This is a genomic window from Vibrio alfacsensis, from assembly GCF_019670485.1.
GTDB classification, from domain to species: Bacteria; Pseudomonadota; Gammaproteobacteria; order Enterobacterales; family Vibrionaceae; genus Vibrio; species Vibrio alfacsensis.
In genome coordinates this window covers 2,622,284-2,645,651 of sequence record NZ_AP024165.1, presented here as the reverse complement: position 1 = coordinate 2,645,651, position 23,368 = coordinate 2,622,284, and the positions used below count along the sequence as shown (strand labels likewise).

The 23,368-nt window shown below is 44.0% G+C and carries 26 protein-coding genes and 1 other RNA gene; 15 read left to right on the top strand and 12 right to left on the bottom strand.

What is annotated here, in order from left to right:
- Nucleotides 1-12: 12 nt before the first annotated feature.
- Nucleotides 13-249: a hypothetical protein gene (locus VA249_RS12120; RefSeq protein WP_221068137.1), complete on the bottom strand. Its 237-nt coding sequence runs from the start codon at nt 247-249 to the stop codon at nt 13-15.
- A gap of 199 nt (nt 250-448) precedes the next feature.
- On the opposite strand from VA249_RS12120, the gene epd reads away from it, so the two are divergent.
- The 4 genes from epd to mscS all read left to right on the top strand — a co-directional run bounded on the left by epd (nt 449) and on the right by mscS (nt 5,407).
- Entirely contained in the window at nt 449-1,501 is a 1,053-nt protein-coding gene (epd, locus tag VA249_RS12115) for an erythrose-4-phosphate dehydrogenase (RefSeq protein ID WP_211915954.1), read from the top strand.
- A 153-nt stretch (nt 1,502-1,654) separates the two neighbouring features.
- Nucleotides 1,655-2,818, top strand: coding sequence for a phosphoglycerate kinase (locus VA249_RS12110; protein WP_221068136.1), 1,164 nt, complete (start codon nt 1,655-1,657; stop codon nt 2,816-2,818).
- A 152-nt stretch (nt 2,819-2,970) separates the two neighbouring features.
- A complete protein-coding gene (gene fbaA, locus VA249_RS12105; protein WP_221068135.1) occupies nt 2,971-4,047 on the top strand; it encodes a class II fructose-bisphosphate aldolase in 1,077 nt (358 codons plus the stop codon).
- 493 nt (nt 4,048-4,540) lie between these two features.
- Nucleotides 4,541-5,407: a small-conductance mechanosensitive channel MscS gene (gene mscS / locus VA249_RS12100; RefSeq protein WP_128810152.1), complete on the top strand. Its 867-nt coding sequence runs from the start codon at nt 4,541-4,543 to the stop codon at nt 5,405-5,407.
- Nucleotides 5,408-5,455: 48 nt separating this feature from the next.
- On the opposite strand, the gene VA249_RS12095 is transcribed toward mscS, so the two are convergent.
- Together VA249_RS12095 and VA249_RS12090 are read right to left on the bottom strand one after the other, a co-directional pair.
- On the bottom strand, nt 5,456-5,938 hold the full coding sequence (locus tag VA249_RS12095; RefSeq protein ID WP_221069945.1) for a YbaK/EbsC family protein: 483 nt from the start codon (nt 5,936-5,938) through the stop codon (nt 5,456-5,458).
- A 20-nt stretch (nt 5,939-5,958) separates the two neighbouring features.
- Nucleotides 5,959-6,588, bottom strand: coding sequence for a LysE/ArgO family amino acid transporter (locus VA249_RS12090; RefSeq protein WP_128810153.1), 630 nt, complete (start codon nt 6,586-6,588; stop codon nt 5,959-5,961).
- Between the two features lie 154 nt (nt 6,589-6,742).
- Between VA249_RS12090 and VA249_RS12085 the strand changes: the two genes are divergently transcribed.
- Together VA249_RS12085 and VA249_RS12080 are read left to right on the top strand one after the other, a co-directional pair.
- Nucleotides 6,743-7,639 (top strand): LysR family transcriptional regulator ArgP, encoded by an 897-nt coding sequence (locus VA249_RS12085; protein WP_221068134.1) that lies wholly within the window; start codon nt 6,743-6,745, stop codon nt 7,637-7,639.
- 202 nt (nt 7,640-7,841) lie between these two features.
- Nucleotides 7,842-8,537, top strand: a complete 696-nt coding sequence (locus VA249_RS12080; RefSeq protein ID WP_221068133.1) for an oxidative stress defense protein — start codon at nt 7,842-7,844, stop codon at nt 8,535-8,537.
- 111 nt (nt 8,538-8,648) lie between these two features.
- Here the strand turns inward: VA249_RS12080 and serA are convergent, their stop codons facing one another.
- The 5 genes from serA to VA249_RS12055 all read right to left on the bottom strand — a co-directional run bounded on the left by serA (nt 8,649) and on the right by VA249_RS12055 (nt 11,950).
- On the bottom strand, nt 8,649-9,878 hold the full coding sequence (gene serA / locus VA249_RS12075) for a phosphoglycerate dehydrogenase (RefSeq protein WP_221068132.1): 1,230 nt from the start codon (nt 9,876-9,878) through the stop codon (nt 8,649-8,651).
- A gap of 257 nt (nt 9,879-10,135) precedes the next feature.
- Nucleotides 10,136-10,792, bottom strand: a complete 657-nt coding sequence (rpiA, locus tag VA249_RS12070) for a ribose-5-phosphate isomerase RpiA (protein WP_211915959.1) — start codon at nt 10,790-10,792, stop codon at nt 10,136-10,138.
- 52 nt (nt 10,793-10,844) lie between these two features.
- Complete coding sequence (locus VA249_RS12065; RefSeq protein WP_221068131.1) at nt 10,845-11,444, bottom strand: 5-formyltetrahydrofolate cyclo-ligase; 600 nt, start codon at nt 11,442-11,444, stop codon at nt 10,845-10,847.
- Nucleotides 11,445-11,448: 4 nt separating this feature from the next.
- A non-coding RNA gene (gene ssrS, locus VA249_RS12060) (6S RNA) lies at nt 11,449-11,633 on the bottom strand.
- 8 nt (nt 11,634-11,641) lie between these two features.
- Entirely contained in the window at nt 11,642-11,950 is a 309-nt protein-coding gene (locus VA249_RS12055; protein ID WP_128810159.1) for a cell division protein ZapA, read from the bottom strand.
- 248 nt (nt 11,951-12,198) lie between these two features.
- On the opposite strand from VA249_RS12055, the gene VA249_RS12050 reads away from it, so the two are divergent.
- From VA249_RS12050 to VA249_RS12040, 3 genes are read left to right on the top strand one after another with little or no spacing between them, the layout of a single operon-like run.
- Nucleotides 12,199-12,777, top strand: a complete 579-nt coding sequence (locus tag VA249_RS12050; RefSeq protein ID WP_128810160.1) for a YecA/YgfB family protein — start codon at nt 12,199-12,201, stop codon at nt 12,775-12,777.
- A 41-nt stretch (nt 12,778-12,818) separates the two neighbouring features.
- Nucleotides 12,819-13,997: a 2-octaprenyl-6-methoxyphenyl hydroxylase gene (gene ubiH, locus VA249_RS12045; RefSeq protein WP_221068130.1), complete on the top strand. Its 1,179-nt coding sequence runs from the start codon at nt 12,819-12,821 to the stop codon at nt 13,995-13,997.
- A gap of 28 nt (nt 13,998-14,025) precedes the next feature.
- Nucleotides 14,026-15,234 (top strand): FAD-dependent 2-octaprenylphenol hydroxylase, encoded by a 1,209-nt coding sequence (locus VA249_RS12040; protein WP_221068129.1) that lies wholly within the window; start codon nt 14,026-14,028, stop codon nt 15,232-15,234.
- 79 nt (nt 15,235-15,313) lie between these two features.
- Here VA249_RS12040 and VA249_RS12035 read toward each other — a convergent pair whose 3' ends face one another.
- The 3 genes from VA249_RS12035 to ygfZ form a co-directional block, all read right to left on the bottom strand.
- Entirely contained in the window at nt 15,314-15,520 is a 207-nt protein-coding gene (locus VA249_RS12035) for a DUF1107 domain-containing protein (protein WP_005449772.1), read from the bottom strand.
- Nucleotides 15,521-16,140: 620 nt separating this feature from the next.
- Nucleotides 16,141-16,614 (bottom strand): aminoacyl-tRNA deacylase, encoded by a 474-nt coding sequence (locus tag VA249_RS12030; protein ID WP_128810163.1) that lies wholly within the window; start codon nt 16,612-16,614, stop codon nt 16,141-16,143.
- Nucleotides 16,607-17,575, bottom strand: coding sequence for a tRNA-modifying protein YgfZ (ygfZ, locus tag VA249_RS12025; protein WP_221068128.1), 969 nt, complete (start codon nt 17,573-17,575; stop codon nt 16,607-16,609). The genes VA249_RS12030 and ygfZ overlap by 8 nt, the downstream gene beginning before the upstream one ends.
- Before the next feature lie 235 nt (nt 17,576-17,810).
- On the opposite strand from ygfZ, the gene VA249_RS12020 reads away from it, so the two are divergent.
- Entirely contained in the window at nt 17,811-18,071 is a 261-nt protein-coding gene (locus VA249_RS12020) for an FAD assembly factor SdhE (RefSeq protein ID WP_128810164.1), read from the top strand.
- Nucleotides 18,031-18,462 carry a protein YgfX gene (locus VA249_RS24375; RefSeq protein ID WP_338062304.1) on the top strand — a complete coding sequence of 144 codons (432 nt, stop codon included), beginning with the start codon at nt 18,031-18,033 and terminating at the stop codon, nt 18,460-18,462. Before VA249_RS12020 ends, VA249_RS24375 begins: the two co-directional genes overlap by 41 nt.
- A 26-nt stretch (nt 18,463-18,488) precedes the next feature.
- Here VA249_RS24375 and nadB read toward each other — a convergent pair whose 3' ends face one another.
- Nucleotides 18,489-20,096: an L-aspartate oxidase gene (nadB, locus tag VA249_RS12015; protein ID WP_221068127.1), complete on the bottom strand. Its 1,608-nt coding sequence runs from the start codon at nt 20,094-20,096 to the stop codon at nt 18,489-18,491.
- A 557-nt stretch (nt 20,097-20,653) separates the two neighbouring features.
- On the opposite strand from nadB, the gene rpoE reads away from it, so the two are divergent.
- The 4 genes from rpoE to VA249_RS11995 are packed head-to-tail and all read left to right on the top strand — an operon-like array spanning nt 20,654 to nt 23,316.
- Nucleotides 20,654-21,232 (top strand): RNA polymerase sigma factor RpoE, encoded by a 579-nt coding sequence (rpoE, locus tag VA249_RS12010; protein WP_128810166.1) that lies wholly within the window; start codon nt 20,654-20,656, stop codon nt 21,230-21,232.
- A 28-nt stretch (nt 21,233-21,260) separates the two neighbouring features.
- Nucleotides 21,261-21,887, top strand: a complete 627-nt coding sequence (locus VA249_RS12005; protein ID WP_221068126.1) for a sigma-E factor negative regulatory protein — start codon at nt 21,261-21,263, stop codon at nt 21,885-21,887.
- Nucleotides 21,884-22,849, top strand: a complete 966-nt coding sequence (rseB, locus tag VA249_RS12000; protein ID WP_128810168.1) for a sigma-E factor regulatory protein RseB — start codon at nt 21,884-21,886, stop codon at nt 22,847-22,849. Before VA249_RS12005 ends, rseB begins: the two co-directional genes overlap by 4 nt.
- Nucleotides 22,846-23,316 carry a SoxR reducing system RseC family protein gene (locus VA249_RS11995; protein WP_221068125.1) on the top strand — a complete coding sequence of 157 codons (471 nt, stop codon included), beginning with the start codon at nt 22,846-22,848 and terminating at the stop codon, nt 23,314-23,316. Before rseB ends, VA249_RS11995 begins: the two co-directional genes overlap by 4 nt.
- The last annotated feature ends 52 nt before the right edge of the window (nt 23,317-23,368 follow it).

Sequence of the window (23,368 nt, the reverse complement as noted above, 5' to 3'; positions counted from 1 at the left end):
GTTTTTTTGTGCCTATTCAAATTCGTTTCCCCAGTTATCCTTCTCTTTGTGTCCACATTTCTTACAAGTGACATAACGATTCATATCGTAATAGTGGCCGCCGTTTATCAAGGTATGAGCCCAAAGCTTTAAGGTTCCAAGAATCGATTTATCCGCATCATAACGACTTGGTTTACGGACTAGCACCTCTGAGTGTGGTGTTTCTCTATTGCATCGCCTACAAAAGTGAGCGGCGGGAAAACCTGACATACGAATTTTCTTTTGGTGGTCAAACAAGGGATTAAAGTGTCAAGTGAAACACGTTGAGTCACTAATAAATATATTGAGGGGATGAATAGCTTGGGAAGTGAAAAGATAGTTTACCGCGAGGGAGATCACTTACTTAATGCGTTCTAACGTTCAATCAGTTACTATCTGTGACACGATTTTTTGGTGAGGCGAGGGAATCATGCTAAAGGTTGCGATCAATGGATTTGGGCGTATCGGTCGTAATGTACTGCGAGCAGTATATGAAAGCGGTAAGCATCAACAAATTAAGGTTGTTGCGGTCAATGAACTCGCACAACCAGAAGCCATGGCGCATCTTCTTCAATATGACACCAGTCATGGCCGCTTTGGAAAGAAAATCTCTCACGATCAAGAACACCTCTACGTTCATCATGGTTCTTGTCACCATGACAGTGGCGAATATGATTCCATTCGAATTCTTCACCTTGCCGAAATTGACCTGTTACCGTGGCGTGACTTAGAGGTTGATATTGTCCTCGATTGCACGGGTGTCTATGGCTCTCAGGCTGATGGGCAAGCGCATATAGAAGCTGGTGCCAAGAAAGTGCTGTTCTCACACCCTGGCGCGAGTGATATAGATAACACGATTATTTATGGTGTGAACCACGAAACCTTAAAAGATGAACATCGTGTTGTATCGAATGGGTCATGTACCACCAACTGCATTGTACCGATTATTAAAGTGTTGGATGAGGCATTCGGAATCGAGTCTGGAACCATTACCACCATCCATTCATCAATGAACGATCAGCAAGTCATTGACGCCTATCATAACGATTTAAGACGTACTCGAGCAGCCAGCCAATCCATTATCCCAGTAGACACCAAATTGCATAAAGGTATTGAAAGAATATTCCCGAAATTTTCTAACAAATTTGAAGCAATTTCGGTTCGCGTACCAACGGTAAATGTGACCGCGATGGATTTAAGTGTCACAATTAGTACAAATGTGAAAGTTAATGACGTAAATCAAACCATTGTTAACGCATCTCAGTGTACATTACGTGACATTGTTGACTATACTGAATCGCCACTTGTTTCTATCGATTTCAATCACGATCCGCACAGTGCGATTGTGGATGGAACGCAAACCAGAGTGAGTAATGGGCATTTAGTTAAAATGCTTGTTTGGTGTGATAACGAGTGGGGCTTTGCGAACCGGATGTTAGACACCGCATTAGCAATGCAAGCTTCTTCACAAGTGGATCAATAATGTTGAAGAAGCGATGGAGAAAATTTTTATTTCAAGCCTTGAAATAAATTAAACGTATCTCCATATCAGTAATCAGTTTGAAGAATTAACGGGCTTGGCAGGATTGCCGAGTTTTCAAAAACTTTAATTATTAAATATTTGAGAGGACACATCATGTCTGTAATCAAGATGACTGACCTGGATCTAGCAGGTAAACGTGTATTTATCCGTGCTGACCTTAACGTGCCAGTAAAAGACGGTAAAGTAACTTCTGATGCACGTATCATCGCATCTCTTCCAACTATCAAGCTATGTCTAGAAGCTGGCGCGAAAGTAATGGTGACATCTCACCTAGGTCGCCCAACTGAAGGTGAATACGCTGAAGAGTTCTCTCTACAACCAGTAGTTAACTACCTAAACGACGCACTAGATTGCGAAGTTAAACTAGCGAAAGATTACCTAGAAGGTCTAGAGCTAAACGCTGGTGAGCTTGTTGTTCTTGAAAACGTTCGCTTCAACAAAGGCGAAAAGAAAAACGAAGAAGAACTATCTAAGAAATACGCAGCACTATGTGACGTATTCGTAATGGATGCATTTGGTACGGCTCACCGCGCACAAGCTTCAACTCACGGCGTAGGCATGTTTGCTGAAGTTGCATGTGCTGGTCCTCTACTAGCAGCTGAACTAGAAGCACTAGGCAAAGCAATGAGCAACCCAGAGCGTCCTCTAGTTGCTATCGTTGGTGGTTCAAAAGTTTCTACTAAACTGACGGTTCTTGAATCACTATCTAAAATCGCTGACCAACTTGTTGTTGGTGGTGGTATCGCGAACACATTCATCGCAGCTGAAGGTCACAATGTAGGTAAGTCTCTGTACGAAGCTGACCTAGTTGAAACAGCACAAAAACTAATGAAAGAGTGTGCAATTCCAGTTGCGACTGACGTTGCTTGTGCAAAAGCTTTCGATGAGAACGCGGAAGCTGAAATCAAGAATGTTGCTGACGTTCAAGATGACGACATGATCTTCGACCTAGGTCCAGATTCAACGGCTGCTCTAGCTGAGATCATCGCAAACGCGAAAACTATCCTATGGAATGGTCCTGTAGGCGTATTCGAATTCAAAAACTTCGAAGCAGGTACTAAAGGTATCTCTGAAGCAATCGCTAAGTCTGCAGCATTCTCTGTAGCAGGTGGTGGTGATACGCTAGCAGCTATCGACCAATTCGGTATTAAAGCTGATGTATCTTACATCTCTACTGGCGGCGGTGCTTTCCTTGAGTTTGTAGAAGGTAAAGTACTTCCAGCGGTTGAAATGCTAGAAGCACGCGCAGCTAAGTAATATTCAGTAAAGCGGGAGACATCTCCCGCTTTCTTGTTTGCTGCAATGCGAAGCTAAGTCTGCTAGAATAGCCTCAGTTGTGAGCAAACGTTTGCAAGATTTTTAATTTAATAAGTTTTGTTTAAAAACGACAGATAAATAGGATTACATCCATGTCTAAGATCTTCGACTTCGTAAAACCAGGTGTTATCTCTGGCGATGACGTACAAAAAGTTTTTGAAGTAGCGAAAGAAAACAACTTCGCTCTTCCAGCAGTTAACGTTGTTAACACTGATTCTATCAACGGCGTACTTGAAGCTGCAGCTAAAGTTAAAGCTCCAGTTGTAGTTCAGTTCTCTAACGGCGGCGCTGCTTTCTTCGCTGGTAAAGGCGTGAAACTTGAAGGTCAAGGTACTCAAATCCTTGGTGCTGTTGCTGGTGCAAAATACGTTCACGCTGTAGCTGAAGCTTACGGTGTGCCAGTAATCCTACACACTGACCACGCTGCGAAGAAACTTCTTCCATGGATTGACGGTCTACTAGACGCGGGTGAAGAGTTCTTCGCTCAAACTGGTAAGCCTCTATTCTCTTCTCACATGATTGACCTTTCTGAAGAGTCTCTAGAAGAGAACATCGAAATCTGTGCTCAATACCTAGCGCGCATGGAAAAAATGGGTATGACTCTAGAATTTGAACTAGGTTGTACTGGTGGTGAAGAAGACGGCGTAGACAACTCTGATATGGATCAGTCTGAGCTATACACTTCTCCAGAAGACGTAGCTTACGCATACGAGAAACTAAGCCCAATCAGCCACCGTTTCACTATCGCGGCATCTTTCGGTAACGTACACGGTGTTTACCAAGCAGGTAACGTTGTTCTTACTCCAACTATCCTACGTGACTCTCAAGCATACTGTGCAGAGAAATTTGGTATCGCACCAAACGCTCTAAACTTTGTATTCCACGGTGGTTCTGGTTCAACTGAAGCTGAAATCAAAGAGTCTATCAGCTACGGTGTAATCAAAATGAACATCGATACTGATACACAGTGGGCTACTTGGGATGGTATCCGTCAGTACGAAGCTAAGAACCGTGATTACCTACAAGGTCAAATCGGTAACCCAACTGGTGAAGCTGCGCCTAACAAGAAATTCTACGACCCACGCGTATGGCTACGTGCAGGTCAAGAATCTATGGTTGCTCGTCTTGAGAAAGCTTTCGCTGACCTAAACGCAATCGACGTACTATAATTCGTCACATTAGATTGATTTTAAACCCGCTCATATGAGCGGGTTTTTTTGTGTCTGCATTTTGCTTATCGAATCTATATTTATCGTAAATCTGCGCTTTGTTCCCAAACGTTTTATCTATGCTGACTCTAAGTTTTGAATTTCGCTGATTGGTATAAATTGATGCGCTTTTTATATGCACTAGAGTGAGCTGAACAAAATTTTGTAGTCTGTTGCAACCTGGTGTCAAATGAATTAAAAAATGTGGCGAATTGTAATTTTGTTGCGTAATCTGTAACAGGTCAGCATCAATCACCTTTGGTAAGACACTGTTTTGCATCTCTTTGCAAAACTTTAACTTTGCAAAATGTTGGAATTGAGATATTGTGCCAAAATTCTGACGCAGTTCAGTAAAGTTATAACGAATTTACTTCAAATAAGAACGCATAAGAATTGCGATTCATATTTTATTAGCAACTAGATTGATATCTTTTTATTTTTGAGGATACAAATTATGGCAGGTGAATCGGTGAGCATCGATACCTCTTTGACAGAAGGTTTAAATGAAGCGCATTCATGGTTGAGCAATAACTCAGACCTATTAGTGCAGTATGGCATCAACATTATCTCAGCCGTACTGATTCTATTTATTGGTAACATCATTGTTAAAATGATTGCTAATAGCGTAGCGAAAGTGCTTGATAAGAAGAATATGGACAAGGCCGTTGTTGAATTTATTCACGGCATCGTTCGTTACCTTCTTTTAGTTATTGTACTTATTGCTGCACTAAGCCGAATTGGCGTTCAAACGGCTTCAGTGGTTGCGGTAATTGGTGCGGCAGGTCTTGCTGTTGGTCTTGCTCTGCAAGGCTCGCTATCTAACTTTGCTGCGGGTGTTCTTATTGTTGCTTTCCGTCCGTTTAAGTCAGGTGACTACGTAGAGATTGGCGGCGTGGCAGGCAGTGTAGAAGCGATTCAGATTTTCCAGACGGTTCTAAAAACACCAGATAACAAAATGGTAGTGGTTCCAAACTCTGGCGTAATTGGCGCACCTATTACTAACTACTCTCGTCACGCGACTCGTCGTGTAGACCTTGTAATTGGCGTGTCTTACAAAGCAGATCTAAAGCAAACTAAGCAGGTGATCCGCGAGACGCTAGAAAAAGACCCACGTATCTTAAAAGATCCAGATATGACGATTGGTGTGCTAGCTCTAGCTGACTCTTCAGTAAACTTCGTGGTTCGTCCATGGTGTAACACTGCTGATTACTGGGATGTTTACTTCGATTCTACTCAAGCAATCAAAGAAGCATTGGATGCAGCTGGCATCGAAATTCCATTCCCACAAATGGACGTTCACTTGAACAAAGTTGAAGCTTAATCACTTCGATTAAGAACATGAAAAAGCGAGGTGTTTTCCTCGCTTTTTTTATATCTCATAAAGGGGATTTTGGCCGGCTAAAAGTAGGCGTTTGAGTTCGTTGCCCGCAAAGCCAAAGGTAAAATTTGGTAAACCAGGGGTATAGAGCAATTCATCGTGCTGGTAGAGCCTGGTATCCACGATGATGATGATATGTTCTGGTAAGCCAATAGGGCAAACGGCTCCAGGCATACACCCTAACTGTTCAATCATCTCGCTATCAGGGCAAATCGATGGGCGCTTTCCTGTGATGATTTTTATGTGTTTTGCGTCCAAACGTGAGTCTTTATCAGTTAAGTACACGGCATAACCTTGTCCTTTTAACTTGAGGAAAAGACTTTTAGTGTGGGTGCCTGTCCATCCAAGCTCTGCTGCAACTTTGATGTCGGTTTCGAAGTCGAGAATGGCTTCATGTCGCCATTCTTGAAAAGGAATAGAGAGCGCGTTGAATCGCTCTCGATTGATTTGATAGATTTCTTGAAGTGACTTCATGTCGTGTTTCATTTCCATTCTTACCAATATTTTGTCAGCAGCTCGTTTGCAAGTACTGACGCAATAGTAAACATCATAACGGCTACTGCGATGTCGATGCCTTTTTTCACTTTCGGTTTTGATAGTGTAGGGCCTAGTTTCGCTGCGCCTAACGATAATGTATAGAACCAGACAAACGATGCCATAATGGTACCCATTGCAAAAGCGATACGATCGTTACCCTCAAATTGACCACCAATGGAACCTAAGATCACGACGGTATCTAAGTAAAGGTGCGGATTCAATACTGTGACAGCGAGTGCGCCAAGGATTACAGTACGGCGACCTCGTGCGACTACTTCACCTTTCGACTCGGATGCATCAGTAGGTTTGAGTGCGCTTTTTAGTGATAGTAAGCCGTAAATGCTTAAGAAAGCGATACCACCTAGCGTTACCGATGTAAGCAAAATTTCGTTTTGAGATAGGATAGCACCACCTCCAAAGATACCCAGAGAGATAAAGATCGTATCTAGAATGCTACAGATGGTTGCTGTTGTTAGATGATGTTGACGCTTAATACCTTGGTTAAGGACATATGCATTCTGCGCACCGATCGGAATGATCATCGTCGCACCTAATCCGAATCCTTGTAATAACACCCAAAAGCTCACAATACACCTCGAAAATCAGTTATAGAACAGCAGAGGAATGGAAGATATCGCTTTCATGTAAATAAGTATAATTAATGATTTTAATATATTATTAGCAATGCTTATTTAGTTAGATGTGCTTATTTGATTGAGTATTTATACGGAGGTAAAGCGCGTGCGAGGATTGGATTACAAATGGGTAGAATCGTTAGATGCGGTAGTGCACTTAGGCAGTTTTGAAAGGGCTGCAGAGCATTTGTTTGTTTCTCAATCAGCTATCTCTCAACGAATCAAACAGCTTGAAAAGTATCTTGCACAGCCCGTGCTTATTCGTGAACAGCCACCTAAACCCACTCCCATTGGAAAGAAATTACTCGGGCTCTATCGCCGTGTAAGGTTGCTTGAGCATGAAATTTTGCCAGAGCTAAAAAATGATACAACAACACGGCCTGTCCAGTTATCTTTAGCCACTAACGCTGACAGCTTAGCAACGTGGTTATTACCTGCTCTTCAAGATGTCATGAAACAGCGTCAAGTAGAGTTAAAACTGACGATATATGGCGAATCGCGTTCGATTGAAAAGCTGAAAAGTGGTGAAGTAGCCGGAGCTATAAGCCTAGAATCGCAAGCAATTTCCGGTTGTCGAGCGGATTATCTTGGACGTATTGATTACGTTTGTGTCGCGAGTCCGGAGTTTTATCAGCGCTACTTTATGGATGGAGTGAATAATCAGACGTTATTAAATGCACCAGCGGTTTCTTATGATCAATACGATGATTTGCATAAAACGTTTTTAACTGAACACTTTAACATTAGGCCTGACAGTGTTATCCACCACAACATCAGCAGTTCTGAAGCCTTTCTTAAGATGGCTTTAGCAGGTGTGGCCTATTGTTTGATTCCTCGCTTACAAATCACCGATGAGCTAGAAAAAGGCACTTTGATTGATATTACGCCCGGATTTTTGATGTCTTATCGAATCTACTGGCATCATTGGCAATTAGAAACAGGGGTACTGCAAGAAATATCTCAAGCGATTGTGGGGTATGCTCAAACGCACTTGCCGCAATAAGTTCCCTTATTTTCGATAACTTACCACGAAGTAACACAGTCAAAGTTGTGTTAGAAGTCGATGAAGATACTTGGATAATTATTAGAAGTTTCTATGATGAGGTTATAGAGTGTCACTCTGCCTCATCTAGAGCCCATCGTTAGGTATTCACCGTACGCTGGAGAGAGTGATCTTCGCCTTTCAATATGGATGGATGTATCAAATGAAACTGTCTTCAATTTTATTGGCTTCAGCACTGAGTTTTTCTAGCGCTTCTGTATTTGCTTACGATGTACCTAACTTTGCGCACGTTAACACGACAGGCTATGGAGAAGTTGTTGCCACACCTGATATGGCGACCTTTTCGGTAAAAGTGGTAGATACAACAATGACGGCGGAGCAAGCAAAGCAATCCGTCGACAAAACGGTAGAGACATTTCTGAATAGCTTAGCCGATGCGGGTCTATCAAAAGATAACATTACCAGCTCTAATCTGTACTTGGCGCCGCAATACCACTACCCGAAATCAGGGAAGTCTGAATTAGTAGGCTATCGTGCTTCTCGTAGTATTGATGTGACGGTAGAAGATCTAGCGAACTTAAATCAATACTTGGATATGGCTTTGAAAGCGGGCATCAACCAAGTCGATAACATCCAACTGAAAGTGAGCAATCAGGAAGAGTACCAACAAAAAGCACGCATGGCAGCGATTAAAGATGCTCAGAGTAAAGCGGCATCTTTAGCAACAGGTTTTGATAAGAAACTTGGGGATGTTTGGCAAATCAACTATAACCAAATGAATACTCGTCCAATTTTGTTGCGCTCAATGGCAATGGATGCAAAACAAAGCTCTAATAGCTACCAAGACTCGACACTGGTCATTCGCGACCAAGTGGATGTGGTTTACAAGCTCAAGTAATATCAGCCATAGCAAACAGCAGGTCATTCTGGCGGGTTATAACGCTTAGATAAAAGCAACAAGTAGAAAGGCAGGGGGTTCCCTGCCTTTTGTGTATTTTCCTATCAGTGATTAGTGAAGGATGCGAGCGCGAATGGTGCCCTCGATGCCTTTTAGTTTCACTAGTGCCTCTTCTGCACGAGAGGTTTCTACGTCGATCACAACATAACCAATTTCTGATGCTGTCTGTAGATACTGACCCGCGATGTTAATGCCCTCTTCTGCGAAGATGGTGTTAATTTGCGTCAGGATACCAGGGCGGTTTTTGTGGATGTGCAGTAGGCGAGAACATTCGCGATGCTCAGGCAATGATACTTCAGGGAAATTCACACTTGATAGTGTGGAGCCGTTATCTGAGTATTTCGCTAGCTTACCTGCGACTTCAACCCCAATGTTTTCCTGTGCTTCTTGCGTTGAGCCCCCAACATGTGGCGTCAGGATGACGTTGTCGAATTTTTGTAGTGGCGATTCAAATGAGTCTGCATTTGTCTGGGGCTCGACCGGGAATACATCAATGGCAGCGCCTGAAATATGTCCGGACTCTAAGCTATGACATAACGCTGGGATATCTACGACAGTACCGCGAGCGGCATTGATGAAAATCGCGCCAGGCTTCATGCGGGCAAACTCTTCTTCACCCATCATATTTTTTGTGTCTGGTGTTTCAGGGACGTGCAGAGAAATCACATCGCACTTATTGAGCAGTTCGCTCATCGTAAAGACTTGCGTTGCGTTACCGAGCGACAGTTTATTTTCAATGTCGTAGTAGTAAACGCGCATCCCTAAGTTTTCTGCAATGATCCCTAGTTGAGTACCAATATGGCCATAACCAATGATACCTAGACGCTTACCACGAGCCTCATAAGAACTATCTGCGCTCTTTTTCCACACTCCACGGTGTGCAAGTGCGTTTTTCTCTGGAATACCACGAAGGAGCAGCAGGATTTGACCCAGTACCAACTCTGCCACACTACGTGTGTTTGAGAACGGTGCATTAAAGACAGGCACACCACGTCGAGCAGCAGCGTTTAGATCGACTTGGTTGGTACCGATACAAAAACAGCCAATCGCAACTAGCTTGTTTGCCGCATTGATGACTTCTTCTGAAAGGTTGGTGCGGGATCGGATACCGATGAAGTGAACATCTTTGACTGCTTCAATCAGTTCGTCTTCAGAAAGGGAGCCTTTGTGATATTCAATGTTGCTGTAGCCAGCCGCTTGAAGAACTTCAACAGAAGATGGGTGAAGTCCCTCGAGCAAGAGGATTTTTATTTTTTCTTTATCCAGTGAAATTTTGGCCATTTTCTCGTCCTTAAAATGGAAAGGTGGGCTAATGTGGCGCACATAAAGCAAAACCATTAAAGAGGGAATAATTAACAGTTTTGTCGGAAGACAAACGTTTCCCTGTGCGTCTTCTGCTCAATAAAGTAGCAAAAAAAAATCGCTTTGGGTAAGAAAATTACGGAATAAGGTAGGCGTTTGTTAGAAAAGGGAAGAAAAAACGGTGCATTGAGCACCGTTTGTAATGAAATAACAGAAAACTTAAACCACTAAAGGAATTATTCTTCTATTTTTGCACCCTCTGGTGTGCCAGTGATAACCACATCTGCACCACGATGAGCGAATAAGCCAACTGTCACAACACCAGCGATGCCATTGATCTTGTCTTCCATCTCTTTTGGATTTGTGATTTGCATGTTGTGTACATCTAAGATCACGTTACCGTTATCTGTCACGACACCCTCACGGTATGCAGGATCACCACCAAGTTTCACTAATTCGCGAGCAACGTAAGAACGCGCCATAGGAATGACTTCCACAGGAAGAGGGAATTGGCCAAGAACGTCAACTGCTTTAGTGCCATCAACGATACAAACAAATTTGTTTGAGATAGCGGCTACGATTTTTTCACGAGTCAGTGCAGCACCGCCGCCTTTTATCATTTCGCGATCTGCGTTGATTTCATCTGCACCGTCAACGTAGATATCAAGCATCGCAACGTCATTGCACTCATATACTTCAATGCCAAGCTCTTTTAAACGCTCAGTTGAAGCAACAGAGCTAGAGACTGCGCCTTTGATGTCATCTTTGATACTGCCTAGGGCATCGATGAAGTGATTCACGGTAGAGCCAGTACCAACACCGACAATGCTGCCTTTCTCAACATATTTAAGCGCTGCCCAACCAGCCGCTTTTTTCATTTCATCTTGGGTCATGCCAATCTCCTGAATAGATGTTCGTTAACGTTTGCGGCGTGATTATAGCGGCTTATTTGGCACTTTCCCATTGCCAGATTTGGCTTGGAGTCACGATCTTAGGTAAAGGAACATCCCAATGTGCAGTAGGTAAAAGATCGACACGCTGACAATCGTGGGCAATACCAATAGGTTTTGCTCCAAGCCCGGTATTAAACCAGTGGGAAAGGGTGCGGTCATAATAGCCTCCACCCATTCCAAGGCGATGACCAAGGCTATCGAAACCCACTAAAGGCGTGCAGATTAAATCGAGTTCGTGGATAGGCTTAAGATGACGAATATCGAGCTTAGGCTCCAGAATGCCGTATTTGTTGTAAACCAATTGGTCATCGTGTAGATACTGTAAAAACAGCAAATGCCCTTTAGAGAATGGGTGGATCACAGGAAGATAAATGGACTTACCTTGTTGCCATAAGCATTCAATCAGTGGCTTGGTGTCAAGCTCACCATCAGCTGAGAGGTAAAGTGCGATGTGTTGAGCGCGTTGAATTTCAGGCAATTGTGAAAACTGAGTAATCAGATCGAGCCCAGCTTGGAACTGAGTGTCACTACACAGCGCATTACGCTTTTCACGAATAAGTTTGCGGAATTCTTGTCGAGATAGGTCTGACATAGAGGAATACCCCAGGGTGCCGTTGAGGATTATGGCCCTTGAACCAGCTGGTTCAAGGCGGATCAGCAATGATAACCGTAGGCTTCTCGGTACGAGCCAAGCTTGCTCAATAGCTATCAAGTACTAACCCTTTGGTATTGCTTATCGGCTCAGGGACTTAAATCCAACTGACAAACACCCCAGGGTAAATTTGGTATCTACTGCTGTCCTTGCGTTACTTTGCTAAGTGCGTTTTCTAAAGACGCGGTGAGCTTTTCCATTCGCTCCGTTATTTCTTGTTGCTGGCCACTCGATTCGTATGACTTGGTATGAAGTTCATAACAAATGTTCAGTGCCGCGAACGTTAATAGCTGAATTTCATTGGTTACCTTAGTACGTTCACTCATCTCTTGCAATCGGCGATCAAGATCTTTTGCCGCTGTCATCAGTGACTCTTCTTGCCCAGTTGGACAATTCACTCGTGTCATTTTGCCAAGGATTTCAACGTCGACCGCTTGATTGCTCATGATGAATAAACTCTATATTCGCGCTATCTAAGGCATTGCTTCATACAACTGCCGAGGAGGAAACTATAGAAAAACCGCTATTAAGATTCAAGCATTTCCCATCACAGAAAGAAAAATGGTGAAGTGATCACACAGGAATTGGACAAATTGAGCAATTCCTATCCAAAATTGAAATTGATAGCCGTTTCAGCCGACAGGGCTTGATGGTAGGATATGTCGTCTATTATTACGCAAAAATGAGCCGAGATATGAGTGAAATCACCCTTCCAGAATACCAAACCATTGCTGCCGAATTGAAATCAGCGAGCCTAGCTGTGACGCCTGCCGAATTACACGGCCTGCTTGTCGGTATGTTAAGTGGTGGATTGGCGATTAATGATCAAACCTGGCAGCCCATTCTTTTTGATTACACTAACGAGGGCATGGGATGGCCAGCAACGGCATTAGCGTGTGCGGATAGCGTTTTCAAAGTAACAGTAAGAGAGCTTACGGGCACCTCTATGGAACTGGAGTTTTTGCTGCCTGATGAACCTGGAGAAGAGGGTTTGTTTGCATTGGCTGATAGCTTGTCTGAGTTTGTTAACCACTTTATTTCAGGTCTTGGTTTAGCAGGCATTGCCCTAAATAAAGCATCTGATGATGCAAAAGAAGCCCTAGCGGATCTTGAAGAAATTGCTAAGTTGGGCATTGATGAAGATGACGATTTTGGTGAACAAGCTCAATTGCTAGAGCAAGTCATTGAGCATGTAAAAGCTTGCGTGTTAACCATTCATGCAGAGTTTGGCGCGCGCCCTGAAAGTAGCGATAGCCAAGCAACCATTCATTAATCAGTCCGATTTCATTTTTTGAATAGTTTCTAGAGGTTAGCATGATGCAATATGATGTTGTTATTGCTGGTGGCGCTATGGCGGGGGCAACGCTTGCGTTGGCGATTGAACATTTATCTAAAGGCACGCTCAATATTGCAGTCGTTGAACCTTTTAAAGTGCAGTCAGAGGGCCACCCAGGTTTTGACTCTCGCTCAATTGCACTGTCTTACGGCACGGTCAATATTTTACGTCATTTAAAACTTTGGCCAGCGATTGAACCTCATGCAACACCCATTGAACATATTCATGTTTCAGATCGTTCTCACGCGGGAATGACGGAAATTACCAAGCAAGACATTGGCATTGAAGCGCTTGGTTATGTGGTGGAACTAGCGGATGTTGGGCGTGTTTATCAAGGTTTATTCGAGCATAGTCAATCTATCACGCAGTTTTGCCCAAACTCGGTAGCCTCCGTTGAGCGGGAACAAGATAAGGTTCACATTGAACTCAGTGGCGGCGAAAAGTTAGAAGCAAAGCTTCTTGTCGCTGCGGATGGGGCCGTTTCTCAGTGTTGCCAGCAAATTGGTTTAGAGTTGTCTGAACACGATTTTGATCAAGTGGCGGTGATTGCCAATATAGTGACTCAGGAGCCGCATCAAGGTCGTGCTTTTGAGCGTTTCACGCCAAACGGGCCAGTAGCTTTGCTACCGATGAGTGACAACCGAATGTCACTGGTTTGGTGTTTGCGCCCAGAGGAAGCTAAAAGGGTTATGGCATTGCCTGATGGCGAGTTTTTAGAACGCTTACAAAATGACTTTGGATGGCGACTAGGAGCAATGAAAAAAGTCGGCCAGCGTGCGAGTTATCCACTGTTATTGCGTCATCGAAAACAGAATATATCGCATCGATTTGCCATCGTCGGTAATGCGGCACAAACGCTTCACCCTATTGCTGGACAGGGCTTTAACCTTGGCATTAGAGATGTGGCGTCACTGGCGGAAGAAATCGTCAAACAGAGTGATGACGTTGGTCGCTATCAAGGTCTAATGCGTTTTAGTGTGAGGCGTGAATCGGATCGTCAAGAAACCATTTGGCTAACGAGCTCTCTAGTGCATATATTTTCAAATGACTTACCCGCGATGCGAATAGGGCGTAATCTTGCTCTTGCAACGATGGATAACCTTTCTACTTTTAAGCAGCCGCTGCTACGCCATACACTTGGTATAGTGAAACGATGAACGGCAACGAATTAGGTAACAATAATCAATGATGCAAAGTGTAGATGTCGCCATCATCGGCGGTGGTATGGTTGGATTGGCATTGGCCGCCGCTTTTAAAGACAGTGATCTACGTGTGGCTGTCATTGAAGGCTCAGTGCCGGACGATACGTTGAATGAACTTCCGGATATTCGTGTATCAGCGTTGAGTCGCTCTAGTGAAACAATGCTGCGTAAACTCGGGGCGTGGCAAGGTATCGAGCAACGTCGAGCTTCCCCATACCAAGCAATGGAAGTGTGGGAACAAGACAGCTTTGCAAAAATAGCGTTTGATGCGCAAAGCATGGCGCAGCCAGACCTTGGTCATATTGTTGAGAACCGCGTGATTCAATTAGCGTTGTTAGAGCAAGTACAAAAGCTGGATAACGTGACGCTGTTTATGCCAGCACGCTGTGCAACGTTAGCCGTTGGTGAGCAAGAGAGCTGGCTAACGTTAGATAATGGCCAAGCGATGACCGCAAAATTGGTTGTGGGAGCCGATGGAGCGAACTCTTGGTTACGTAACCAAATGAATATTCCGCTTACGCGTTGGGATTACGGCCATAGTGCCTTAGTTGCGAACGTAAAAACAACGGATGCGCACGATGGCATTGCACGTCAGATTTTTACCCCAAATGGCCCGTTGGCTTTTCTACCGATGTCTGAGCCAAATATGTGCTCGATAGTGTGGTCTACTGATCCACTTCGTGCTGAACATCTATTGGCGATGGATGAACATGACTTTAATAAAGCACTAACCAGTGAATTTGACGTGCGTTTAGGCATGTGTGAAGTGATCGGCGAACGTGCGGCATTTCCTCTGAAGATGCGTTATGCACGTGATTTTGTGGTTGAGCGTGTGGCATTGGTTGGTGATGCCGCTCATACGATCCACCCATTGGCAGGGCAGGGTGTAAATCTTGGCTTATTAGATGCTGCGAGTTTGGCACAAGAAGTATTAGCACTTTGGAAACAAGGGCAAGATATCGGTACTAAACGGAACTTGCGTGGTTATGAACGTTGGCGCAAAGCAGAAGCTGCGAAGATGATTGCGGCCATGCAAGGTTTCCGAGATTTGTTTTCTGGTGACAACCCAGCTAAGAAATTCGTACGTGGTATTGGTTTGAGCCTAGCGGGTCAATTACCAGGGGCGAAAGATGAAATTATGAAACATGCGCTGGGCTTAAAAGGCAATTTACCAGAGCTCGCTCGTCAGTAAATGCTGCCATTGTTTCACCAAGCGAAAAACACAAAAAAGGCTGGTTGACCCAGCCTTTGTTATTTCATCGATGTTTTTGCTAAGCGTATGCGCATCTGAGCTTCATAATTTCTTGATTAATCTCTTTTACCGCCTGAAAGTGACGCTTCTCAGCTTTCTCTGGCAGCATTAACTTCCCGTTATCAAACTCGAACTTGCCGACTCCGTAAATATAGATTCTTCCCTTAAAAAGACGACTTATATGTTTAGCAATCATACCTGGTGTATAGCGCTTAAACAGTCTCATATTTACTTTTCCTTATCGTTTACCTAGCCAAGTGATTCTACGTTTTTCGAGTGAAAATTATTGTGACAGCAATAGTATTAAATGTAGGAGATAACTGCTGAGTTAGAGATTTGTGCTTTACTAGACAAAATTACAGCGCAATACCTCAAATAACGTGAGAGTTACCCCAAAAATATACGGTTAAAGGAACTTAAAACTCATTCTTTATACGTTACGGTGCGGTGGTGAGTTTGATTGGCTTAGAAACAAAGTTCGGTCTCTTAAGAAATGGTTTGGTCTCTTAAGAAATCGCTTGGTTTATGAAGAAGCTGCTTAGTTCATTGAGAAAGAGTTGGGTGGTTTAAAAAATAGAAAACAAAAAAAAGCCCGCAAAGGCGGGCGAATAGTCACAGATGCATTACACAAAAGTGGATAACTAACGTGCTGACGTTAGTCGATTCACTTTTTGTTGGTTAAGTGTTTGTTGAAAGCACAACCAACATAATCAGCATAGATGAGATTTTTATTTGTGACTATTTATGTTTTTAATGTGACTAAAAATTCTGGTAAAAATTACGATAGATATGAATGAAGTCACATTAGATTAGCGGTCTTGCATATTGTTGCATTTTTAACCGAAGTTAGCGGCAGATATCAGCCAAGGTTGGTTGACACAATTGGAGTAGATCATCGATAGACAGTGCAATACCCGCCATTCGATCTCCGCTACTGATGGTAATTTCTTTTTCTTCCAGTAGGCTTGGGTCAAAAACAATGGGCATATAACGTTTCAGCAATAGCGGGGTCACAGTCCCTACTTTGTACCCAGTAATGGCCTCGACATCCGCTTGATCTACACAGGTCATCCTGCGGCATTGTAATATCGCACGGACTTTCTTTGGGTCGACACTGCGATCTCCAGGGGCACAAGCCAGAGCATATTGATTGCCCATATCACGTAACAAAATGGCTTTAACCATTTGAGAAGCGCGAATGCCGCGTTGCTGGGCGGCATCCTCAATAGTTGTTGCTGGGCTTTGATGGGGCAGAAGACGAAACTCTATATTCTGATCCACCAAAAACTGCATCAAAGGGGTATGAATGGCATTACTCATCGTCAAGGCTGTATGGTAGCGCTGCGATTTCCCATTCACACTCTGGTTGGGCAACCAAACGTAGACGAGTGTCCTCGTCGAGGTTATTTGGCAATACGATTAGCCCCATCGCTTGGTTATCGTTGAATTGATAATGCGTTAGCAATGTACCCACTGAGCGCCAGTTTTCACCCACGCTACGTTCCAATTCAACTGCGCCCTCTTCCAACGCCTCTGAGGTTGTACCTCTCACAATATACATTGCACGTTTGTTCGTACCACGATACTTCGCGCGAGCGACCGTTTCTTGGCCTGTGTAACAGCCTTTAGTAAAGCTGATCCCTCCAAGTGCTTGTACATTGAGAGCTTGTGGGATGTGTTCATTTTGCGCTTGTGAACCGACGATCGGTAGCGCGGATTCAATATCGAAACGTGTCCAAAGTTCATGAGTGGTCAATGTAGCTTGGTTGTTATCAAGCAAAGTTTGTGTCGCTTCTTCCGTAAGAACCAGTAACCAACGGTTTGGTGCTGCTTTCACGGCACTACCGCCCTCAATAGAACGGACATCACCCGTTTCTGCACTTAAAGTAGAGATAAATGCATCCGCATTTTCACCGGCGACACCCAAAATGACATCGCTTGATTCTTCGATGGTCACTTTTGAAAACACGGCGTATTTTTTAATTTCTTTTAGTTCGACTTCAATGGCAGATTTTGGCTGAATCATGCCGTAACCATCGTTGTGATGGAACAAACGAAAGACACTCCACACTTTGCCTTTTGCATCACAATGGGCACCCAACGTTGATTGTGCTTTCTCAAGAGAGACGACATCGCAAGTGACTTGGCCATGAAGGTAAGACTTTTTATCATCTCCAACGATGGTAATCATGCCAAAGTTATCGAGTAGAGAGACAGATAACTCGGGTAGGGAGTCTTGTGTTGATAGGTTTAGAGGTGAAAAGCGAGTTTGCCATTCCATGATTCAATGCCTTTAGAAGATATTTTTCAACTATGTTAATTCCATAATCAGTATTTGTCAGCTTTCAATCAATCTGAGTCACTTGGGTAGGTTAGGGCGTTCGAGTGTCTTAATTATCAATTGCCATAAAGATTTGGAGCTACTTGGGTATATATTGTGACCCGCACACTAGTGGCGTTGCACATCCCTTGTTACACTCCGCACTAAGAACAAGACATCTATGAAGGAATACTGAATGTACACTGCGGAAGAAAAGGCACGTATTAAATGGGCTTGTCGTCGTGGCATGCTCGAGCTTGACGTGGTGATTATGCCGTTTTTTGAAGAGTGTTTTGATACGCTGACTGAGCAAGAACAGCGTGATTTCGTCTCTTTATTGGAATGTGATGATCCCGATTTGTTCACTTGGGTGATGGGACATGGTCGTAGTGAAAACCTAGGCCACGCTGCAATGGTTGATAAAATTGTCGCACATAACCTCAGTAAGGTTCGTTAACCTTACCGTTCACTCCTCACAATACGCCCAAGTTTTAAACGGCACGCTTCTTTTTGCTTTAACTTGGGCGATCGTTTTGTTGTCTCATGCCCCGCTAGTCATCTCTATTTATCTACTATTACTGATTATCAAAGCTCAAAGATGTGGTGGCTTTATCGCACCGTCCAGTCAAGGCAATTGGCATGTGCATCGCAATGGCATTGTTAGGCAAGATGAGAGCACATCTTTTATTACCAGCACTGATCTGTCTGTTCCAAGTATTAAAGTCACATTTGTATTGGCATCGAAAGATTCGATCACGATTTGGCGAGACAGTTGTCATGATGTCAAATATCGACAACTGTGTTTGATTTTACACCAGTGGAAAATGGGAGCCGAAGCTCCCGAATGATAAGCGTGTATCCTATCTGCTAAATGCTATTTGCTAGGTGTTAGGATGGTCGGGCCGCTATTTTCCAATTGATTTGGATAATCTAAGGTGTAATGCAGGCCTCGACTTTCTTTACGTTGCATCGCACAGCGAACCATCAACTCGGCGACTTGTAGTAGGTTACGCAGTTCTAATAAGTTATTTGAAACGCGGAAGTGACTGTAGTATTCGTGCGTTTCTTGTTGCAGCATTTGAATGCGGCGAAGCGCTCGTTCTAGGCGTTTGTCAGTACGAACGATGCCCATATAATCCCACATGAAAAGACGTAACTCATGCCAGTTATGCTGGATGATAACTTCTTCATCACTATTAGAGACTTGGCTTTCATCCCAGCAAGGAACACGAGCCGCTAATTTTGCATCTGCATGATGCGTTAAAATATCTTTTGCGGCAGACCAGGCATAAACGACACATTCCAACAAGGAGTTAGATGCCATGCGGTTCGCACCATGTAGACCTGTGTAGCTCACTTCACCAATCGCGTATAGATTCTTTAGATCAGTGTGACCGTTTTGGTCCACCATTACGCCACCACAAGTGTAGTGTGCGGCAGGAACAATTGGGATCGGCTCTTTGGTCATATCGATGCCTAAATCCATCAGTCGAGAATAGATAGTAGGGAAGTGCTTAGTGATGAAATCCGCTGGTTTGTGGCTGATGTCCAAGTACATGCAGTCTGCGCCTAGACGTTTCATTTCAAAGTCGATAGCACGCGCAACAACATCACGTGGTGCGAGTTCTTTGCGTTCATCGAAATCCGGCATGAAACGCGATCCATCAGGGCGACGCAGGTAAGCACCTTCACCGCGTAAAGCCTCGGTTAATAGGAAGTTACGTGCTTCTGGATGGAATAAGCAAGTTGGGTGGAATTGGTTGAACTCTAGGTTCGCAACACGGCAACCTGCACGCCATGCGATGGCAATACCGTCGCCTGATGATACATCCGGGTTAGACGTGTATTGGTAAACTTTAGAAGCGCCGCCAGTGGCAAGAACGACAAATTTTGCACGAACGGTTTCTACTTGCTCTGCATTACGGTTCCAGATGTAAGCACCGATCACCTTGTTTTTATCGCCACCGATTTTATCTTCAGTGATCAGGTCGAGTGCATTATGGCGTTCAAAGACATGAATATTTGGATGGTTATGAGCGTTATCTTGAAGCGAAGTTTGCATTGCCATGCCTGTTGCATCGGCGGCATGTAGAATTCGGCGACGACTGTGTCCACCCTCACGAGTCAGGTGATAACGTGGCTCATCATCCGAATCGTCTTCTTCTCGGTCGAATGGTACTCCCCCATCAATCAACCATTGGACGCACTCTTTTGAGTTTTCCGCGATGAACTTTACGGTCTCTTCATCACATATACCATCCCCAGCAATTTGGGTGTCTTCAACATGTGATTCGATGGTATCGGATTCATCGAAAACCGCAGCGATACCACCTTGCGCATAATAGGTGGCCCCTTCACTGCGAGTACCTTTGCTAAGTACAATTACCTTACAGTGATTGGCAACACGCAGAGCTAACGACAAGCCTGCTGCACCACTTCCCACCACTAATACGTCACATTCGTGATCACGATTTGTGTTCATATAACTTTTACAATCCCAAGCTAAGGTAACAAGGCTACCTTGTGTATATATTGCACATCATGTGCATTCCATTACTGCGATATCCATCGCCAAGCGCTAAGTTAAGTGAGCGTTCTATATCTCTGTAACTTTGGTGACTTAAGTCACTCTTATTGATATGCAGGTCAGTGACATGCAAATACTTCTTAAATCTATTTTAAATTGGATGGTGAATGGTTCTTCGGCATACCAATGAAAAGTAATAGTTTGTCAATGCCATTGCTTTTCTAGTGCCTACCCAGCACAATCTGGAGCAGACAATATTCATTATACCCATTTCCCCAATACTATGCTTGCTTGTCATTATTCGACTTAAGTCAAGCTAGAACAGGGATTTGGCTAGTGGCATCACACTGTGGAAAAACAATGATAAAAAATAAGAAAGTCATGGAACTTTCTTATTCATGTCACAGTCACAATAGTGCTCAAGTAAGCAGTGGTGTCAATACTACGTTTTGCATAATTAGTACCCATATCTGAGAAGAGTAGGGGCATAACAAATAGGAGTATCCGCTCGAATGAACGAGCAGCTGACCGATCAAGTATTGATTGAGCGAGTTCAGAATGGCGATAAGCAAGCATTTAATCTGTTGGTAATGAAGTACCAAAACAAAGTATGCAATCTTATTTCCAGATACGTAAGTAATCCTGGCGATGTTCCAGATGTAGCACAAGAAGCGTTTATCAAGGCTTACCGAGCTATCCCTAGTTTTCGTGGGGAGAGTGCGTTTTACACGTGGCTGTATCGCATTGCAGTGAATACTGCGAAAAATCACATTGTTGCACAAGGTCGTAGACCGCCAGCAACGGATGTCGATGCTGAAGAAGCTGAATTTTACGAAACAGGTAATGCGCTAAAAGAAATTTCGAACCCTGAGAACTTAACGTTGTCCAAAGAATTGCAACGGGTAGTGTTCAGTGCAATAGAAGCCTTACCTGAAGATTTAAAAACGGCAATGACTTTACGCGAGCTCGATGGCTTGAGTTATGAGGAAATTGCTGAAGTAATGGATTGCCCAGTGGGAACGGTACGATCTCGTATCTTCCGTGCTCGTGAGGCGGTGGAAAAGAAAATAAAACCTCTTTTACAGCGCTAGTACACAAGTGATAACTATGGTGAAAATAATGGCTGACAAAGAAAAACTTTCAGCGCTCATGGATGGAGAATTGGTCGATAAGGCTTTGATTCAAGAGCTAGAACAGGACCAAGAAAGCCGTGATGCTTGGCAAAACTATCATCTAATCGGTGATGTAATGCGAGGCGAAGCGCCAGCAAAACCTGAGTGGAATATTGCTGAAAGCGTAGCGTTAGCGTTAGAAGACGAACCTGCGCATCGTGCTATTGATTCACATAGTGCAAATGTGATTTCGATTCATGACGCACCAAAAGAGTCACAACCTGAACCGCAGCAAGCGAAACGCCAACTGCCAACATGGTTGACTCAGTTTGGTCAAGTTGCTGTTGCTGCTTGTGTCTCACTTGCGGTGATATTAGGTGTGCAGCAATACGGTGGTAGTGATCCAATGTCGCCACAGGTGGAACAACTCCCAGTGCTTCAAACGATCCCGTTTGCAGGCAGTGCAGAACCGGTGAGTTTGACGCGTGAATCTGTTGAGCGCTCTGTCGGTGAAGCAAATATGCAAGAGCAGCGTAAACGCGTTCATGCTATGCTTCGAGACTACGAACTTCAGCTACGAATTAACAGTGATGCCTCTCAGCAGGATGCACATCTGACTCCGGATATTGAATGAAAAAACTTCTGTTCAGCGCTTGCGCTCTGTTCAGTCTGATGTCTTCGCAAGCCTTTGCTGGTGATAAACCAGCGGAGGCTTTATTACATCAAATGAGCGAGGCGAGCAAAAATTTAAGCTATGAGCTCTCCTACATTCTTATTAAAAAGAACAGTATAGAACCTTTGCTGTATCGTCACGCGACTCATGGGGACGACCAATACGCGCATCTTGTGTATTTGAGTGGCCCTGTACGAGAAGTGATTCGTCGCGGCTCAGAAGTGAGTTACATTGAAACCGGAGCAGAGCCGTTTACGATTGAATCAGGCAAGATGGTCGCACCGATCATGCCAATGTTGAACACCAACATTGATGATTTAAATCTCTACTACGACTATGTTCAAGTTGGTCGAGCGCGTGAAGCGGGTGTTGCAACGCAAGTGCTGCGCATCGTTCCCAAAGATGGTTTACGTTACTCCTACATGTTGTGGATTGACGAAAAAAGTAAACTGCCGTTGCGTGCCGATCTCGTCGATAGAGACGGTGAAATGCTTGAGCAATATCGCACGATCTCATACACGGTGACCCCTCAAATTGCCGACCTGATGAGTGGATTGAAAGACGTTCAATTGCCGGCTGTACTAACAATGCCAAAAGGTGATATTGGTACGAGCAATTGGCACGTTGGATGGATACCTGCCGGCTTTCACCCAAATGAACTGAATCGCTACCGCATGGCAGTGACGGACCAATTGGTCGAAAGCCAAATGTATTCGGATGGGTTATTTAGCTTTTCTGTTTATGTCGCGAGCAAAGATGAGCATTCATTAAAAGGGCAATTGGTTCGCCAAGGCCGTCGTACTTTGCATAGTTTTGTTAGCGGCAACCATGAGATTTCGGTCGTGGGTGATATCCCACCGACAACGGCGCAGCGTATCGCTCAATCCGTGACGTTTAATGTTGCAAAGAGTGACGTGCAATGATGACTGCATTGGCTACCGTGACGGAAGTTCATCGTCACGGTAAGCATTACCATATTGATTTGAGTTGCGAGCAGCAAACCAGCTGCAGCAGTTGTTCATCGCAAAAAAGTTGTGGTACGGGCGTTGTTACTAAAGCCATTGGCAATAAATCGCTGTCATGGCATTTACGAACTGAGCAATCTGTCAAAGTCGGTCAGGTTGTCGAAATTGGTTTTCCAGAATCGAGCCTGATCAAATCAGCAATGGCGGTGTATCTTTTACCTCTATTTGGGTTAATCGTGGGGGCTCTTATTGGTCATTTGTTTTTTGCTCCTCTCATTGGAGGTGGCGAGGGAATGGTTATTCTCACTTCGGCACTATTTGTGTTAGGTGGGATGTTTGTCGCAAAACGCGTTTCCCGTCCTTTAGAAGAGGCGTCCAAAAAACAAGTCACACTTATTCGTATCCTTGGCGAGCCGATCCAATAGTTGCCCCCTCATTTCTGAGTCATTCCGGTATATACTTTAAAACAGGTGCGCC

Excerpts from the sequence above, each read along its gene's own strand:
- VA249_RS12030 (WP_128810163.1), bottom strand. The coding sequence starts at position 16,614 with ATGAGTAATGCCATTCATACCCCTTTGATGCAGTTTTTGGTGGATCAG.
- rpoE (WP_128810166.1), top strand. The coding sequence starts at position 20,654 with ATGAACGAGCAGCTGACCGATCAAGTATTGATTGAGCGAGTTCAGAAT.
- fbaA (WP_221068135.1), top strand. The coding sequence starts at position 2,971 with ATGTCTAAGATCTTCGACTTCGTAAAACCAGGTGTTATCTCTGGCGAT.
- nadB (WP_221068127.1), bottom strand. The coding sequence starts at position 20,096 with ATGAACACAAATCGTGATCACGAATGTGACGTATTAGTGGTGGGAAGT.
- VA249_RS12055 (WP_128810159.1), bottom strand. The coding sequence starts at position 11,950 with ATGAGCAATCAAGCGGTCGACGTTGAAATCCTTGGCAAAATGACACGA.
- VA249_RS12065 (WP_221068131.1), bottom strand. The coding sequence starts at position 11,444 with ATGTCAGACCTATCTCGACAAGAATTCCGCAAACTTATTCGTGAAAAG.
- epd (WP_211915954.1), top strand. The coding sequence starts at position 449 with ATGCTAAAGGTTGCGATCAATGGATTTGGGCGTATCGGTCGTAATGTA.
- VA249_RS12040 (WP_221068129.1), top strand. The coding sequence starts at position 14,026 with ATGATGCAAAGTGTAGATGTCGCCATCATCGGCGGTGGTATGGTTGGA.
- VA249_RS12120 (WP_221068137.1), bottom strand. The coding sequence starts at position 249 with ATGTCAGGTTTTCCCGCCGCTCACTTTTGTAGGCGATGCAATAGAGAA.
- rseB (WP_128810168.1), top strand. The coding sequence starts at position 21,884 with ATGAAAAAACTTCTGTTCAGCGCTTGCGCTCTGTTCAGTCTGATGTCT.
- VA249_RS12080 (WP_221068133.1), top strand. The coding sequence starts at position 7,842 with ATGAAACTGTCTTCAATTTTATTGGCTTCAGCACTGAGTTTTTCTAGC.
- rpiA (WP_211915959.1), bottom strand. The coding sequence starts at position 10,792 with ATGACCCAAGATGAAATGAAAAAAGCGGCTGGTTGGGCAGCGCTTAAA.
- VA249_RS12020 (WP_128810164.1), top strand. The coding sequence starts at position 17,811 with ATGTACACTGCGGAAGAAAAGGCACGTATTAAATGGGCTTGTCGTCGT.
- ygfZ (WP_221068128.1), bottom strand. The coding sequence starts at position 17,575 with ATGGAATGGCAAACTCGCTTTTCACCTCTAAACCTATCAACACAAGAC.
- VA249_RS11995 (WP_221068125.1), top strand. The coding sequence starts at position 22,846 with ATGATGACTGCATTGGCTACCGTGACGGAAGTTCATCGTCACGGTAAG.
- VA249_RS12035 (WP_005449772.1), bottom strand. The coding sequence starts at position 15,520 with ATGAGACTGTTTAAGCGCTATACACCAGGTATGATTGCTAAACATATA.
- mscS (WP_128810152.1), top strand. The coding sequence starts at position 4,541 with ATGGCAGGTGAATCGGTGAGCATCGATACCTCTTTGACAGAAGGTTTA.
- serA (WP_221068132.1), bottom strand. The coding sequence starts at position 9,878 with ATGGCCAAAATTTCACTGGATAAAGAAAAAATAAAAATCCTCTTGCTC.
- ubiH (WP_221068130.1), top strand. The coding sequence starts at position 12,819 with ATGATGCAATATGATGTTGTTATTGCTGGTGGCGCTATGGCGGGGGCA.
- VA249_RS12050 (WP_128810160.1), top strand. The coding sequence starts at position 12,199 with ATGAGTGAAATCACCCTTCCAGAATACCAAACCATTGCTGCCGAATTG.
- VA249_RS12110 (WP_221068136.1), top strand. The coding sequence starts at position 1,655 with ATGTCTGTAATCAAGATGACTGACCTGGATCTAGCAGGTAAACGTGTA.
- VA249_RS12095 (WP_221069945.1), bottom strand. The coding sequence starts at position 5,938 with ATGAAGTCACTTCAAGAAATCTATCAAATCAATCGAGAGCGATTCAAC.
- VA249_RS12005 (WP_221068126.1), top strand. The coding sequence starts at position 21,261 with ATGGCTGACAAAGAAAAACTTTCAGCGCTCATGGATGGAGAATTGGTC.